Genomic DNA, 14,529 nt, shown 5'->3' on the forward strand with positions numbered 1-14,529 from the left:
GTGGAAATCGATGCCCATGCCACTGCCGTCCGCCGGGTACTCAGGCAGAACCCTCCGGGACCGGCCCGCTGGTCCCTCGTACCACCAGCTTCGGGTCCAGCACCGCTTCCCGTGGCTCCAGCTCCTCGTTCTCCAGCCGCTCCACGGCGAACCGCACCGCGTGCTCCGCCATGAGGACCGCGTCCTGGCGGACGGTGGTCAGGCCGATCGGCATCAGGTGGGAGAGGTGGCTGTCGTCGTACCCGACGACGGACATGTCGCGCGGGACCTCGACTCCGGCTCGCGTCAGGGACATCAACAAGCCCATCGCGCTGCGGTCGTTGCCCGCGAGCACGGCCGTCGGCAGCGGCTGCCCTCCGTCGCGTTCCGCCAGAAGCAGCGAACCGGTCTCGATGCCCGACTGCTCGGTGTGATCGCCGGGGATCACCCGCATCTCGGACTCCAGGCCATGGCGGCGCATCGCCGCCCGGTAGGCACGGCGTCGCTCGGCCGACCCGGGACCCCGGCCGCCGTCGATGTGCACGATCCGGCGATGCCCGAGTTCGATGAGGTGGTCCATCGCCTGCCGTACGCCCTTGCCCTCGGCGCTGTGGACGAAGTCCACGCGGGCGCTGGGGACACGGCGTCCGATCGAGACGGTCGCCGCGCGGCGTCCGAGTTCGTCGAGGTACGCCGGGCCCGCGTCGGGGGCGAGCAGGATCAGCCCCTCACAACGGTGGCTGAGCAGTGCCTCGATGGCCTTGGCTTCGCCTCGGCCCGAGGTGGTCGCGGAGAGCAGGACGTCGTAGCCGAGCCGCTCGGCCTCCGGGTAGATCCCCTCGATGAGGTTGGTGTGGAAGGTCTGGTGCACGATGAACATCACACCGAGCGTGCGACTGCGGCCACGGGCCAGCAGCCGGGCCGCGTTGTCCGGGCGGTAGCCGATCTCGTCGGCGACGCGCAGGACCCGCTCGCGGGTCTCCTGGCTCGCCCCCGGCTGGTCGCGGAAGATGATCGAGACGAGCGCCCTGGAGACGCCCGCCCTGGCGGCGACGTCCGTCATCGTGGGCCGCTGCCTGCCCGATGCATCCACCTGTGAACCCACCCTTCGACGGCGCCCACCTTACGGGCAGTCTCCACTCCCCCGGCAACAAGGTGTTGACATGACGTGTGAACAGGGTTCATCGTACGCTGCTGGAGCGCACTAGTAGAGCGCGCCAGAGGCCCTCGAAAGAGCCGGGAGGTTGCCGAGGAAGTCGAGCAGCGCGGCGTTGACTTCGGCGGGGCGCTCCTGCTGCGTCCAGTGTCCGCAGCCCGGCAGTGTGATGTCGGCGTACAGCAGAGGCGCGATCCTGCCCAGCGCCGCGCGCAGCCGGTCCGCGCCCCGCAGCGAGGTGACCATGTCACGGTCGCCCACCACGTACAGGGCGGGGACGTCGATGCCGCGGCCTTTGAAGGGCGTGAGCAGTTCGCTGTTGCGCTCGATGTTCCGATACCAGTTGAGGCCGCCGGTGAAGGCCCGTTCGCCGTGGCGGGCGAAGTCGTCGGTGTAGGCGCGGATGTCCGCCTCGGTCAGCCAGTCCGGCAGGCCGGGCGGCTCGGGCAGAGTGTCCAGAAGGCTCTGGCCCTCGGGGATGACCCAGGGGCGGGGCTCCCTGGAGGCAGGGTTCTCGCCGGAGGCACCGTAGAGGACACGACGGAAGGATGCGGGGATGTCCTTGGCCAACTCGGTGTCGGCGAGGCCCGGTTGCTGGAAGCGGATCTGGTAGAAGCCGTCGCCGTACACCTCGCGGGTGGTCGAGGGAGGGGCGCCACCGGCAGGCAGGACGGGCAGGACGCTGAGTCCGGCAACGCCCCGGACGAGGTCTGGACGCAGCATCGCCGTGACCCAGGCGACGGGGGCTCCCCAGTCGTGACCCACGAGGACGGCCTGCTCCTCCCCCAGCTCGCGGATCAGGCCGACCACATCACCGACCAGGTGGAGCAGGGTGTACGAGGTGACGTCCTCCGGCTGCTCGCTGCGTGCGTAGCCGCGCTGGTCGGGCGCCACGACCCGGTACCCGGCCGCGGCCAGTGGCGCGAACTGGTGCCGCCAGGAATACCAGCTCTCGGGCCAGCCGTGCAGCAGCACGACGAGCGGGCCCTGCCCCTGCTCCGCGATGTGCAGCCGGACCCCGTTGACGTCGACGTGGCGGTGAGTCGGTGTACTGCTCATGGAACCCTCCCTGCCCTGAGCAGCGCCTCTCAAGCCATCGGTGTCACGTCAGCGTGCCATCGATTGTCGGCCCTTCTGGGCGAGTTCAACCGGTCAGGCGGACGGCGGTGGCGAGTTGCCGGGCCCGGGTGGGCACAGCAGGGCCCGGGCCAGGGCGCTGTCACAGATCAGCACGTCCACCGTGCCGCTGCGCAGGGCACCCAGTACGCCGTGCGCCTTCTCCGCTCCTGCCGCCACGCCCGCGACGCGCGGGATCCGGGACAGCTGGTCGAGCGACACGGCCAGCACCCGGTCCTCGACAGGGCCGGGGATCGCCCTTCCCCGGGAGTCGAAGAAGCGTGCGCAGAGGTCGCCGACGGGTTGGCGACGTTCGAACTCCTCCCGTTCCCGCGCGTCGAGTACCAGGGCGTCGATGATCGCCGCTGACGCACCGACGCCGTGGCTGCCGATGCCGACCAGGGCGATGCCGACCTGTTCGGCCGCCGAGAGCGCGTCCTGGACGGAGGGCTCGGCGAGCAGGATCCGCCGGCTCGCCGGAGTGGTGAGCAGAGCCGGAGCGTGCAGGCGGCGGAACCGGCCGCCGAGTCGCGCGGCCAGGTCCCGTACCAGTTCCTCTCCGGTGATCTCGCGGTCCACCGAGGACAGGCCACCGACGAGGGGCACCACCTCGACGTTCAGCGCGCCGTTGTCGGGGACCTGCCGCACCACGGCCTGGAGCGTGCGCCCCCAGGACACGCCGACGCTCTGCTCGGGCCGCAGGGTGTCCAGCAACCAGCGGGCTCCGAGGTCCCCGACCCGGGCCAGGGCGCGGTCGCCGCCCGGGACTTCGGCCACACGGCAGTCACGCAGCCCGAACGCCGCGCGCAGTTCGCTCTCCAGGGTCAGGTCACGCCCGGCCGGATCGTGGACGCTGATCTCGACGATGCCCCGCTCCCGGGCCGCGGCGAGCATGCGGGAGACGCCCGGCCGGCTGACGTCGAGGGCCTGGGCGATCTCCTGCTGGGAGCGGCCCTCCTCGTAGTACATACGGGCGACCTTCACCAGCAGGTGCTGGTCACGTGTGGTCGGCATGGTGGTTCCTCGGTGGCGCACCGGCATCCCGCACTGGGCGAGGCCGCACGCTACACACACTCTGGACGAATGTGAAGAGGGTGCGCATCGATGTGCAAATGACAGCGAGGCCACTCGCGGCCGTCACGCAACGTAATCAGGGCCGACATCTTGTCGTGCGTCGGCGGCCGATGCTACACCTCTACCGAACAGAGGTGAGGAACCCTGAACAGGCGTGCAAACCATGCGTCGGCCGTGACCCGGTTCCTCCCGCCACTTCCCTGACACGCCGGCTCTCCACACCCTGAGAGCCGTCCCGTCCGGAACCCCCACTCGGAAGACGAGACCTCCGTATCACCGCTCAGAAACAGAGAGGAGGGCCGAGATGGTAACCGTTGCTGCCGCCGCCCTGGCCGCGTCGACGCCCCAGGGCGAGGAGAGCGACAACCCCGTCATTCGTGGCGCGGTCTGGGTCGGCTCCCACTTCATCGGCCTGTTCAACGAGGCCGGCAAGCAGTTCACCGGTCTGGTGACCGGGATTCTCCCCACACTGATCGTCCTGCTCACCGCGATGTACGCGCTGGTGACGTTCATCGGCGAGAAGCGCGTGACCCGAGCCGTCGAATGGTCATCGCGCTGGTGGATCACCCGCTACACCGTGATGCCGGTTCTCGCCGTGCTGATGCTCACCAACCCGATGTGCTACTCGTTCGGCAGGTTCCTGCCCGAGCGGTACAAGCCGGCCTTCTACGACTCGGCGGTCTCCTTCGTCCACCCGGTGACCTCGTTCTTCCCCTACGCCAACGCGGGTGAGCTGTTCGTGTGGCTGGGCATCGCGAGCGGTGTGCAGAAGCTGGGGCTGTCCACCGTGCCGCTGGCGCTGTACTACCTCGCCACCGGCGTCGTGGTGATCTTCATCAGGGGCGTCATCACCGAGCGGATCACCCTCATCCTGATCAAGAGGACCGGCCGCACCGAGATCTTCCGGAAGTTCGACGAGGAGTTCTCCACGGGCACCGGCAGCAGCACCTTCACGGCGACCGGGGGGACGCGATGACCACCATCGAGCAGAGCCCGCGCACGTACCCCTCGGTGTTCGTCCGCAAGGGCACCGGCGGCTGGGGCAACGGACTCACACTGCGCCGCACGGACACCCGCACCAAGGTGCTGTCGGTGACGGGCGGGGGTATCCATCCGGTCGCACAACGGATCGCCGAGCTGACCGGGGCGGAGGCCGTCGACGGGTTCCGCACCACCGTTCCCGACGAGGAAGTCATCTGTGCGGTGATCAACTGCGGTGGCACCGCACGGATCGGCGTCTACCCCCGCAAGCGCATACCGACGATCGACATCTACCCCGGCTCACCCGGCGGTCCGCTCGCCCAGTTCATCACCGAGGACATCTTCGTCTCCGCCGTGGGAGTGGACGACATCGTGGTCGAGGAGGGCGAGGAGGCCGGAGCCGCCGGCCCGGCGCCGAACGCCGACGACCGCGCGCAGACGTCGGACACCGCACCGGAGCCCACCGCGGTACCGGCGGGAGGCGATGGCCGCTTCTCCCGGATATCGGACGGCTTCATCAAGTTCAGTTCCGGGATCGGCTACGCGGTGAACACCCTGCTGGCCTCGGGCCGGCAGGCCATCACCCTGACGATCAACACGATCCTTCCCTTCATGGCGTACGTCAGCCTGCTGCTGGGCTTCGTCATCTACACCGGCGTCGCCGAGAAGATGGGTGAGGGCCTCAAGCCACTGGCCGGGAACCCGTTCGGGCTCATCGCGCTCGGCGCGGTGGTGGCCATGCCCTTCCTGTCCCCGATCCTCGGGCCGGGTGCGGCGATCGCCCAGATCATCGGCGTGCTGATGGGCACGCAGATCGCCGCGGGCACCATCCCCGTCGAGTACGCTCTGCCCACCCTGTTCGCCATCAACGGCCAGGTCGGCTGCGACTTCATCCCCGTCGGTCTCGCCCTCGGCGAGGCGAAACCGGAGACGGTGGCGGTCGGTACGCCGGCGGTGCTGCTCAGCCGTCTGATCACCTCACCCCTCGCCGTGGTTCTCGCCTGGCTCGTCAGCTTCGGGATGTACTGATGGACGACTTCTACTACGAGAGCACGATCCTCCGCGTCGGCGACGAGGCCGCCGACCTCATCAACGGCGGCATCCTCATCCTCTTCGGCGAGCCGCTGCCACGTGACCTGGAGAGCCTCAGCGTGGTGCACAAGCCTGCCGACAACCCGGCCCTCGAGATCCGGGCTGGCGACGAACTGTGGCTCGGTGGGGCCCGGCTCACCCTGACCGCGGTCGGGGAGCGCGCCCAGGAGAACCTGACGACCCTCGGTCACATGGTCGTCTACGTCAATCCCGATCCAGCCGCCGGGCTGCTCCCCGGAGCGGTGCACGCCGAGGGCCCCCTCGGCGTCCCGGAGCCGGGGTGCGAACTGAGGCTCGTCCGCGCGTGACCGGTCGCCGCCCGTCCGTGGCGGCGACCGGTGTGCGACGGAGGAGCCGGGAAGGAGCAGTACCCCCATGAACGGCCCCGATGACAGGACCCCCGCCGACTCCTGCCGCGACTGCGGCGGGACGCTCGTCGAAGGCTCCATGGCACTGCCACTGCTCGGCTCCCCTCGCTTCGCCTACCGGCTCGGCACCACCGAGGTCACCACCGAGGTGGCGGCCCTCATGTGTCCGAGCTGCGGAACCATCACGCTGCGCGGCCGGAACCCCGATCGGATACGGAACGCGGTGGCGGCGGATTCGGTCCGCCACCGCCGCTCCTCCGGCTGAGCGACCAAAGGCCCCTGAGAAGAGGACTCATGGCATACCTTCCCCTGGCTCTGCTGCTGCTCGGCGGCTTCGTTCTCTCGTTGCTGGCGAGCATGGCCCAGCATCGCTACTACATGCGCACCGTGAACCGGCTCGCCGCTCAGGAGCACAGGGCGGGTGTCACCCTCGTCTCCGGCCGGGCCACCGGGCGGTTCCGCGGCGCGGTCGTCCTGCTGGTCGTACGGCGGAGCGACAAGGTCGTCGAACGGGCCCTGGTGATGCAGGGCGCCTCAGTCCTCGCCCGCTTCCACGAACGACCCCAGCTCACCGGGGAGTTGGCCACGGCACCCTCCCGGGCACCCTCCGCGGTGACGGCACGCGCGGTCGAGGACGCCCGCGACCGCTTCCGCCGGATGCAGTCGGGCGCCACGGCGGACAACGGCGTCGTCGGGGTCTCGGGCGGCCTGAGCGGCCTGGGCGGCTGGCTCCGCGCCTAGCGCGACCAGCGGTTCTCTTGGCGTCTCCGACCCCGCCATCTCGCGTTCGACATTTCGAACTTCATTCGGTCAGGCGAACGGCCACCCCGCGACCCCGGACCTTGTCGCGAGCACTGCACACGTGCTACCAAGGAAATCACTAACGTGCATATCAAGTGCACATATGTGCAAACACGCCCGTGGGTGGAACACCAGCAGGGCGGCAGGAAGGGACCGGAGCATGAGCTACAGGGAACAGTTGCGGCAACGGGAGCGGGAGCTCGGCCGGCCGGTCCGGGTGGGCCTCGTGGGCGCTGGGCAGATGGGACTGGGCTTCGTCGCGCAGGTGGCGCACCTCCCGGGCATGGAGATCTCCGCGATCGCCGACATCGACCCGGAACGCGGCCACGAGGCGTTCAAACGCTCCGACCGGGGCCACGCGCTCAGCGGCGGTACGCCCGACGAACGCGCCGCCGCGGTGCTGGGAGGCCGACCGGTCGTCGTCACCGACGCGCTCGACCTCGTCCCGCTCCCGATCGACATCATCGTCGACGCCAGTGGTGTACCGGACGTCGGCGCCTCCGTCGCCTTCTTCGGCCTCCTCGCGGGCAAGGACATCGCGCTGCTCAACGTGGAGTGCGATGTGACGGTCGGTCTGCTGCTCGCGACGGTCGCGCGGCGGATGGGCCGGGTGTACACGGTCTGCCGCGGTGACGAGCCGGTGGAGTGCAAGCGCATGGTGGACTACGTCCGCGACATCGGCTTCACCGTGGTCTGCGCCGGCAAGGGCAAGAACAACCCCCTCGATCCGACGGCCACCCCCGAGGCGCTCGCCGACCAGGCCAGGGCCAAGGGCATGAACCCGAAGATGCTGGCCAGTTTCGTCGACGGCTCCAAGACGATGATCGAGATGGTGGCGCTGGCCAACGCGACCGGCCTCCGGCTCAGCCGGCGCGGTATGACGGGTCCCCACGCGACGGTCGCCGACCTGGCCAAGACCTTCCGCCCGGAGACGGACGGGGGCGTGCTTCCCGCGGCCGGGGTGGTCGACTACTGCACCGGCCCGGTCGCGCCCGGCGTGTTCGTCATCGGTCACTGCGACGACCCGGTCGTCACCGCCGAGATGGAGTACCTGTCGATGGGCGAGGGGCCGTACTACTCCTTCTACCGCCCCTACCACCTGGCCAGCGTCGAGGCTCCGCTCTCCGTCGCCGAGGCGGTGCTTGACCGCACCCCGAGCCTCGCACCGACAGTGTGGAACGCCGAGGTGGTCGCGGTCGCCAAGCGGGACCTGCGGGCGGGCGAACGCATCGACGGCATCGGCGGATCCACCGTGTACGGCCTTGCCGAGAGCGCCGAGGCGACGGCGACCGAGGATCTGGTGCCGCTCGGCCTTGCCGCCGGAGCCGAGCTGGTGCGGGACGTCCCCGTCGGCACCGTGCTCACCCACCAGGACGTACGGGTCGACCACAGCACCATGATCGCGACGCTGCGTCGCCTTCAGGACCGGCTGCTCGCGGGCGAGCGGATCGACCTGCCGGCAGCAGGTACCGCCCAGTCGCTGGCCGCGTGAGGAGCGCCGTGAGCACGGACCTGATCCAGGACGCCGAGTCGGCTCGCTCCGCCCTCACGACCATGTGGACCATCCGCCGGTTCGAGGAGGCCGTCGACGACCTTTTCGCCCGCGGCATGATGCACGGCACCATGCATCTGTCGATCGGTCAGGAAGCGGTGCCGGTCGGGGCCTGCGCCGAGCTGCGCGACGGCGACTACATCACCTCCACCCACCGCGGCCACGGACACTGCATCGCACGCGGCGCCCGGCTCGACCGCATGATGGCCGAGTTGCTCGCCAAGGAGACCGGCTACTGCCGTGGCCGCGGCGGATCCATGCACATCGCCGACGTCGCGACGGGCAACCTGGGCGCCAACGGCATCGTCGCCGGTGGCGTGCCCATCGCCGCCGGCGCCGCACTGGCGAGTCGGCTGCGCGGCGAGGACCGGGTCGTCCTGAGCTTCTTCGGGGACGGCGCCGTCAACGAAGGGGCCTGGCACGAAGGCGTCAACCTCGCCGCCATCTGGGACCTGCCCGTGGTGTTCATCTGCGAGAACAACAACTACGGGATGTCCATGTCCGTCCAGCGGGCGTTCCGCGTGGACCACCTGGCCGACCGTGCCGCCGGGTACGGCATCCCCGGCGTGACCGTCGACGGCAACGACGTGGCCGCGGTGCGGCAGGCCGTGCGCACCGCCGTCGAACGGGCCCGCGCCGGTAGCGGCCCCACCTTCGTGGAGGCACTCACCTACCGGTGGAAGGGCCACTCCAAGAGCGACAAGAACCTCTACCGCACGCGCGACGAGATCGATCTGTGGCGTGACCGCGATCCGATCGCCCGCTACACCGCCGCCCTGCTGGACGCGGGCACGCTCTCCGAGGCCGAGGCGCAGCGGTGCCGGGCCGAGGCCCGTGACGCGGTGCGCGCGGCCGTCCGTACGGCGAACGCCGCTCCCGACGCGAGCGCCGCCGAACTCACGTCCGCGGTCTACGCGGTCTGATGCCGTCCGCGCCCTCATGAAGCCTCGTGCTCCCTCGTGCTCCCTCTCTCTTGATCCCTGGAGATTCGATCCCTTGGAGACCCGCGCATGACCACCACGCTCCCCGGCCCCGCGGCCGCGGCGGCGCAGCCGCCGGAGGACGGCCCGGCGCACCGCACCCTCACCTACGCCGAGGCGGTCCGCGAGGCGCTCGCCGAAGCCCTGCGGAGCGACCCCCGGGTCTTCCTCCTCGGCGAGGACATCGGCGTCTACGGAGGCGCCTTCGGTGTCACCGGCGACCTGGTGCACCGCTTCGGCGAGGACCGGGTGCGCGACACGCCGATCAGCGAACTGGGCATCGTCGGCGCGGCGGTCGGCGCCGCGCTCGCCGGTATGAGGCCCGTCGTGGAGATCCAGTTCTCCGACTTCACGGCCCAGGCCATGGACCAGATCGCCAACCAGGCAGCGAAGATCCACTTCATGCTGGGCGGCGCGGCCAGTGTTCCGCTGGTGCTGCGCGCGCCCGGCGGCTCCGGCACCGGGGCCGCCGCCCAGCACTCCCAGAGCCTGGAGGCCTGGTTCGCGCACGTCCCCGGGCTGAAGGTAGTCATGCCCGCCACTCCGGCGGACGCGAAGGGTCTGCTGCTGGCCGCGATCGACGACCCGAACCCGGTCGTCTTCCTGGAGCACAAGCTGCTCTACAAGCGGAGCGGGCCGGTGCCCTCCGGCGCCGACCGGGTTCCGCTCGGGCAGGCCGCGGTCCGTCGGCAGGGCCAGGACCTCACCATCGTGGCCACCGGCGTCATGGTGTCCCGGGCAGAGGAGGCGGCCCGGCAGCTCGCCGAGGACGGCATCACCGCGACCGTCGTGGACCCGCGCACCCTAGTCCCCCTGGACGACGCGACGATCATCTCGGAAGTGGCCGCGACCGGGCGTGCCCTGCTGGTCCAGGAAGCCCCCCGGACCTGCGGCTACATGGCCGAGATCGCCGCGCTGATCGCCGACTCGGACGCGTTCGGCCGACTGCGGGCTCCGATCCGCCGGCTCAGCGGTCTGGACGTGCCGATCCCCTACGCCCCCCAGCTGGAGCGCGCGGCCGTGCCCCAGGTCCCCGACATCGTGGCGGAGGCCACCCGTCTGGTCAGGTCGTGGTGATGGCCGAGATTCCCTTGTCAGAGACCCCACTGTCAGAGACCCCACTGTCAGAGATCCCTCTGGTCATGCCCAAGATGTCCATGACGATGGCGGAGGGCACGTTCCTGACCTGGCACAAGGCGGAGGGCGACGAGGTCCGTGCCGGCGACGTGGTGTGCGAGGTCATGACCGACAAGGTCGACATGGAGGTGGAGTCCCCCGTCGACGGAGTCCTGGTCCGCCTGGTGGCTCAGCCGGACGATGTGGTGGCTGTCGGGGAGCCGATCGCCTTCCTCTCCAGTACCGCGGACGACTTGTTGGGCGATCTCTTCGACGGACCGGCCGAGTCGGATGCGGCCCTGCCCGCTCCAGCGGCTCCACCGGCGCTCGCCACCACGCCCGCTCCGCCACCGCCCCTCTCGGCGGTCGTGTCGGCCGTGCCGCTCGCCCGGCGCATGGCGGTGGAAAGCGGTGTGGACCTCGGGGCCCTGAACGGGACCGGGCCGGGTGGAACGATCAGGGTGGTGGACGTGGAGGCCGCCCTCTCCCTGTCGGGGCCGCCCACGATCCCGGTGCCTGAGCGTCTACCGGTCGCCCCCGGCACACCCGCACGGCGGCTCAGATCCCGCAGAGCCGTCGCCCGCCGGACCAGCGCGAGCGCCGCCGTCCCCCAGGCCGTCGTCTTCCGCGACCTCGACCTCACGGCCCTCGCCGAGCGGCGCGGCCGGTGCGGCTGGACGGGCCTGATCGTCCGGGCGTACGCGAACGCGCTGCGGGACAGCCCGCTCAACGCCCGCTGGACCGGGGAGGGCGGCGAGATGTGGTCCGACGTCGCGGTGGCGTTGATGGTGGACACCGAACGCGGCCCGGTCGCACCGGTGTTGGCCGACCCCGACCGGCTGCCGACCGAGGAACTCGACGAGCTGGTCGGGCACGTGGCCGCCCACGCCCGTAGCGGCAGGGTGCCGGTGGAGCACCTGACCGCGGCCACGACCACCGTGCACGACCTCGGTGACCTGGGTGTCGACGCCTTCCAGGAACTGCTCAACCCGCCCCAGGCGACCGTGCTGTCGGTGGGGGCGGTGGCCCCGCACGTCGTTCCCGTCGGCGACGGAGTCGGGCTGCGCACCCGCTGCCGGGTCGCTCTCACCGTCGACCATCGTGTCGGCGACTGCGCCGACGCCGCACGCCTGCTCAACGCGGCCCAGCGGCGCCTGGACAACCCGGGCTGGTTCGGATGGCGGTGATCCTGAAGACCGGCCGGGAGTACCTCGCCCCCGGCCGCTCAGGCCAGGTCGAGCAGTCCCTCTGCCAGCGGGGCGTCGCAGATGAGGACGTCCACGTACCGTCCGCGCAGCGCGCCGAGTACTCCTCGGGCCTTCTCGACGCCCGCGGCCAGGCCCACCACCGTGGAGATCCGGCGGAGGTCCTCGAGCGTGACGGCCAGCACCCTGTCCTCGACCGCTCCGTGCACGGGGCTGCCGTCCTCGTCGAAGAACCGGGCGCACACGTCGCCCACCGGATCCGCCGCCTCGAAGGCCGCCCGGTCTCGATCGCTCAGGTGGAGCGACTCTATGACCGCCGCGGAGGAGCCCACCCCCACCGCCCCGACGCCGAGGAAGGCCACGGAGGACTTGCGGCCGGCCTCCAGCACGCTGCGGATGGACGGCTCGGCCATCAGGGTGTCCCGTGACGCCTTGGTCTCCAGCAGGGCGGGGGCGTGCAGCCGCTGGTAGGGGGCGCCCAGGCGGTCGGCCAGCTCCCGCACCAGTTCCTCACCGGTGATCTCCGAGGTCACCGAGGAGAGTCCGCCCACCAGGGGGAGGATCTCCACCGCCAGGTCCTGCCCGGAGGGGACGGCACCCACCATGGCCTGGAGCGTGCTGCCCCAGGACAGCGCGATGCTGTTGCCGGGTTTGACCGTGTCCAGCATCCAGGAGGCCGCCAGTTCCCCCACCTTGGCCAGCGCCGGCTCGTCCGCGCGCACCGAGGCCACGCGGCAGGAGGACACCCCGAAGGCTGCCTGCAGTCGTTCCTCCAGGTCCAGTTCGCGTCCGGCCGGATCGTTGATGCGGATCTCGACGATGCCCTGGTCGCGTGCGGCGGTGAGGATGCGCGAGACGTTGGAGCGGCTGACTCCCAGGGCACTGGCCACCTGCTGTTGCGACAGGTTGTCCTGGTAGTAGAGCCGTGCCGCCTTCACCAACAGGTCGCGTTCGCGGGACGCCGGCATGTCCAACCCCCTCGCCTGTGGCCCTGTCGTCACATCTGCTCAGATTGTTGCACAGCCGACCAGCCGGTTGTCAGGGGTGCACTTCCGTGCAACCATTCTCACGTCCGTGAACTCAACAAGCACATATGTGCATACGCGAGTCCCGGGTGGACCACCGGGCGCATCGACGGGCCCGAAGAAGGAGCCGGCAATGATCGAGACCCAGACGGAGACCGCCTACCTGGAGTGCACCTGCGGCGGAGAGCGACTTCATCGGCTCACCTATGTCCACGGCTGCCTGCTGACGATCGTCTGCGACACCTGCGGGAAGACCACGGCGATGCCCAGAGAACTGGTCATGGGGCAGTACGCCCGTGACTTCCGCGACCGCCTGGGCCGACTGCCCGCCAGGCTCCGGTCCGACGCCCGCGACCATCCGGTGCGCTTCGCCGTCGGCCTGCCGGGCAAGGCGATCGGCAAGGTGGGCCAAGTCCTGCACGAGATAAGGCTGATCGCCCGCACCTGAGCTGCGCGAGAACAAGCAGCTGAGCTGCGCGAGAACAGGCAACGGCACCCCGCTGAACAGTCAGAACGACGGGCGGCTAGCATATGAGCGCCGCCTAGCTCGAAAGATACGCCTGTGACTGCCAACGAGGACTCGTTCACCAACTGGAATACCCGCGAGGAGATCGCGGAGTCGATGATCCCGATGATCGGGAAGCTGCACCGCGAGCGGGACGTCACCGTCCTGCTGCACAGCCGCTCCCTGGTGAACAAGTCGGTGGTCAGCATCCTCAAGACCCACCGCTTCGCCCGGCAGATCGCCGGTGAGGAGCTGTCGGTCACCGAGACCCTGCCGTTCCTGCGGGCGCTCACCACGCTCGACCTCGGCCCGTCCCAGATCGACCTCGGGATGCTCGCCGCGACGTACAACGCCGACGACCGCGGCCTCTCGGTCGAGGAGTTCACCGCCGAGGCCGTCGCCGGCGCCACGGGTGCCAACAAGATCGAGCGCGGCGAGGGACGCGACGTCGTCCTGTACGGCTTCGGCCGGATCGGCCGTCTCGTCGCCCGCCTGCTGATCGAGAAGGCGGGCTCCGGCAACGGCCTCAGGCTGCGCGCCATCGTCGTCCGCGGAGGCGGCGGGCGGGCCTCCGAGGATCTCGTCAAGCGCGCCTCGCTGCTGCGCCGTGACTCCATCCACGGCCAGTTCCAGGGCACGATCACCATCGACGAGGCCGGCAGCACGATCGTCGCCAACGGCAACGAGATCAAGGTGATCTACGCGAACGACCCGTCGGAGATCGACTACACGGCGTACGGCATCAAGAACGCCATCCTCATCGACAACACCGGCAAGTGGCGCGACCGCGAGGGCCTGTCGCAGCACCTCCGTCCGGGCATCGACAAGGTCGTCCTGACCGCACCCGGCAAGGGCGACGTCCCCAACATCGTCCACGGCGTCAACCACGACACGGTCAAGCCGGACGAGCAGATCCTGTCCTGCGCGTCCTGCACCACCAACGCGATCGTCCCTCCGCTGAAGGCGATGGCGGACGAGTACGGCGTCCTGCGCGGCCACGTGGAGACCGTCCACTCGTTCACCAACGACCAGAACCTGCTGGACAACTACCACAAGGCCGAGCGCCGCGGCCGCTCGGCGCCGCTCAACATGGTCATCACCGAGACGGGCGCCGCCTCGGCCGTCGCCAAGGCGTTGCCCGACCTCAAGGCGCCCATCACGGGCAGCTCGATCCGCGTCCCGGTGCCGGACGTCTCGATCGCGATCCTCAGCCTGCGGCTCGGGCGCGAGACCACCCGCGAGGAGGTCCTCGACCACCTCCGCGACGTGTCACTGACCTCGCCGCTCAAGCGCCAGATCGACTTCACCACGGCCCCCGACGCGGTCTCGAGCGACTTCATCGGCTCGCGCCACGCCTCGATCGTCGACGCCGGCGCCACCAAGGTCGACGGCGACAACGCGATCCTCTACCTCTGGTACGACAACGAGTTCGGCTACTCCTGCCAGGTCATCCGTGTCGTCCAGCACGTCTCCGGGGTGGAGTACCCGACGTACCCGGCTCCGGCGGTCTGATCACGGCGTCCACAGGTCACCGAGACCGTCATCGGCGCGAGCAGAAAATAGTTCCGACGACGATGTC

At 70.1% G+C, this 14,529-nt stretch carries 15 protein-coding genes; 11 read left to right on the forward strand and 4 right to left on the reverse strand.

Annotated features, from left to right (window positions below):
• Positions 1–40 precede the first annotated feature (40 nt).
• The 3 genes from FNH08_RS10720 to FNH08_RS10730 form a co-directional block, all read right to left on the reverse strand.
• A complete protein-coding gene (locus FNH08_RS10720) occupies positions 41–1,042 on the reverse strand; it encodes a LacI family DNA-binding transcriptional regulator (RefSeq protein ID WP_152771219.1) in 1,002 nt (333 codons plus the stop codon).
• A 141-nt stretch (positions 1,043–1,183) separates the two neighbouring features.
• Positions 1,184–2,194, reverse strand: a complete 1,011-nt coding sequence (locus tag FNH08_RS10725) for an alpha/beta fold hydrolase (protein ID WP_152771220.1) — start codon at positions 2,192–2,194, stop codon at positions 1,184–1,186.
• A 93-nt stretch (positions 2,195–2,287) separates the two neighbouring features.
• Positions 2,288–3,265, reverse strand: coding sequence for a sugar-binding transcriptional regulator (locus tag FNH08_RS10730; RefSeq protein ID WP_152771221.1), 978 nt, complete (start codon positions 3,263–3,265; stop codon positions 2,288–2,290).
• Between the two features lie 364 nt (positions 3,266–3,629).
• Here FNH08_RS10730 and srlA point away from each other — a divergent pair, with 364 nt between their 5' ends.
• The 9 genes from srlA (at position 3,630) to FNH08_RS10775 (ending at position 11,402) form a co-directional block, all read left to right on the forward strand.
• Complete coding sequence (srlA, locus tag FNH08_RS10735) at positions 3,630–4,301, forward strand: PTS glucitol/sorbitol transporter subunit IIC (RefSeq protein WP_228034032.1); 672 nt, start codon at positions 3,630–3,632, stop codon at positions 4,299–4,301.
• Positions 4,298–5,335 (forward strand): PTS glucitol/sorbitol transporter subunit IIB, encoded by a 1,038-nt coding sequence (gene srlE / locus FNH08_RS10740; protein WP_152771222.1) that lies wholly within the window; start codon positions 4,298–4,300, stop codon positions 5,333–5,335. The genes srlA and srlE overlap by 4 nt, the downstream gene beginning before the upstream one ends.
• Entirely contained in the window at positions 5,335–5,706 is a 372-nt protein-coding gene (locus FNH08_RS10745; RefSeq protein ID WP_152771223.1) for a PTS glucitol/sorbitol transporter subunit IIA, read from the forward strand. Before srlE ends, FNH08_RS10745 begins: the two co-directional genes overlap by 1 nt.
• A 67-nt stretch (positions 5,707–5,773) precedes the next feature.
• Positions 5,774–6,031, forward strand: a complete 258-nt coding sequence (locus FNH08_RS10750) for a hypothetical protein (protein WP_152771224.1) — start codon at positions 5,774–5,776, stop codon at positions 6,029–6,031.
• Between the two features lie 29 nt (positions 6,032–6,060).
• Positions 6,061–6,507 (forward strand): transcriptional regulator GutM, encoded by a 447-nt coding sequence (locus FNH08_RS10755; protein ID WP_152771225.1) that lies wholly within the window; start codon positions 6,061–6,063, stop codon positions 6,505–6,507.
• Positions 6,508–6,727: 220 nt separating this feature from the next.
• Positions 6,728–8,059: an NAD(P)H-dependent oxidoreductase gene (locus tag FNH08_RS10760; RefSeq protein ID WP_152771226.1), complete on the forward strand. Its 1,332-nt coding sequence runs from the start codon at positions 6,728–6,730 to the stop codon at positions 8,057–8,059.
• Positions 8,060–8,067: 8 nt separating this feature from the next.
• Positions 8,068–9,042 carry a thiamine pyrophosphate-dependent dehydrogenase E1 component subunit alpha gene (locus FNH08_RS10765; RefSeq protein WP_322724195.1) on the forward strand — a complete coding sequence of 325 codons (975 nt, stop codon included), beginning with the start codon at positions 8,068–8,070 and terminating at the stop codon, positions 9,040–9,042.
• Positions 9,043–9,129: 87 nt separating this feature from the next.
• A complete protein-coding gene (locus FNH08_RS10770; RefSeq protein ID WP_152771227.1) occupies positions 9,130–10,176 on the forward strand; it encodes an alpha-ketoacid dehydrogenase subunit beta in 1,047 nt (348 codons plus the stop codon).
• A gap of 65 nt (positions 10,177–10,241) precedes the next feature.
• Positions 10,242–11,402, forward strand: a complete 1,161-nt coding sequence (locus FNH08_RS10775) for a dihydrolipoamide acetyltransferase family protein (protein WP_265579762.1) — start codon at positions 10,242–10,244, stop codon at positions 11,400–11,402.
• A gap of 38 nt (positions 11,403–11,440) precedes the next feature.
• On the opposite strand, the gene FNH08_RS10780 is transcribed toward FNH08_RS10775, so the two are convergent.
• Entirely contained in the window at positions 11,441–12,388 is a 948-nt protein-coding gene (locus FNH08_RS10780; protein WP_152771228.1) for a sugar-binding transcriptional regulator, read from the reverse strand.
• Positions 12,389–12,578: 190 nt separating this feature from the next.
• Between FNH08_RS10780 and FNH08_RS10785 the strand changes: the two genes are divergently transcribed.
• Together FNH08_RS10785 and FNH08_RS10790 are read left to right on the forward strand one after the other, a co-directional pair.
• Entirely contained in the window at positions 12,579–12,893 is a 315-nt protein-coding gene (locus FNH08_RS10785; RefSeq protein WP_152771229.1) for a hypothetical protein, read from the forward strand.
• A gap of 114 nt (positions 12,894–13,007) precedes the next feature.
• Positions 13,008–14,462 (forward strand): glyceraldehyde-3-phosphate dehydrogenase, encoded by a 1,455-nt coding sequence (locus tag FNH08_RS10790; protein ID WP_322724197.1) that lies wholly within the window; start codon positions 13,008–13,010, stop codon positions 14,460–14,462.
• Positions 14,463–14,529 lie beyond the last annotated feature (67 nt).

This window comes from Streptomyces spongiae, assembly GCF_009377185.1.
Classification (GTDB): domain Bacteria; phylum Actinomycetota; class Actinomycetes; order Streptomycetales; family Streptomycetaceae; genus Streptomyces; species Streptomyces spongiae.

What these genes read in the sequence shown, in the direction of transcription:
- FNH08_RS10720 (WP_152771219.1), bottom strand. Translation starts at nt 1,042, where the DNA reads ATGACGGACGTCGCCGCCAGGGCGGGCGTCTCCAGGGCGCTCGTCTCG.
- FNH08_RS10725 (WP_152771220.1), bottom strand. Translation starts at nt 2,194, where the DNA reads ATGAGCAGTACACCGACTCACCGCCACGTCGACGTCAACGGGGTCCGG.
- FNH08_RS10730 (WP_152771221.1), bottom strand. Translation starts at nt 3,265, where the DNA reads ATGCCGACCACACGTGACCAGCACCTGCTGGTGAAGGTCGCCCGTATG.
- srlA (WP_228034032.1), top strand. Translation starts at nt 3,630, where the DNA reads ATGGTAACCGTTGCTGCCGCCGCCCTGGCCGCGTCGACGCCCCAGGGC.
- srlE (WP_152771222.1), top strand. Translation starts at nt 4,298, where the DNA reads ATGACCACCATCGAGCAGAGCCCGCGCACGTACCCCTCGGTGTTCGTC.
- FNH08_RS10745 (WP_152771223.1), top strand. Translation starts at nt 5,335, where the DNA reads ATGGACGACTTCTACTACGAGAGCACGATCCTCCGCGTCGGCGACGAG.
- FNH08_RS10750 (WP_152771224.1), top strand. Translation starts at nt 5,774, where the DNA reads ATGAACGGCCCCGATGACAGGACCCCCGCCGACTCCTGCCGCGACTGC.
- FNH08_RS10755 (WP_152771225.1), top strand. Translation starts at nt 6,061, where the DNA reads ATGGCATACCTTCCCCTGGCTCTGCTGCTGCTCGGCGGCTTCGTTCTC.
- FNH08_RS10760 (WP_152771226.1), top strand. Translation starts at nt 6,728, where the DNA reads ATGAGCTACAGGGAACAGTTGCGGCAACGGGAGCGGGAGCTCGGCCGG.
- FNH08_RS10770 (WP_152771227.1), top strand. Translation starts at nt 9,130, where the DNA reads ATGACCACCACGCTCCCCGGCCCCGCGGCCGCGGCGGCGCAGCCGCCG.
- FNH08_RS10775 (WP_265579762.1), top strand. Translation starts at nt 10,242, where the DNA reads ATGCCCAAGATGTCCATGACGATGGCGGAGGGCACGTTCCTGACCTGG.
- FNH08_RS10780 (WP_152771228.1), bottom strand. Translation starts at nt 12,388, where the DNA reads ATGCCGGCGTCCCGCGAACGCGACCTGTTGGTGAAGGCGGCACGGCTC.
- FNH08_RS10785 (WP_152771229.1), top strand. Translation starts at nt 12,579, where the DNA reads ATGATCGAGACCCAGACGGAGACCGCCTACCTGGAGTGCACCTGCGGC.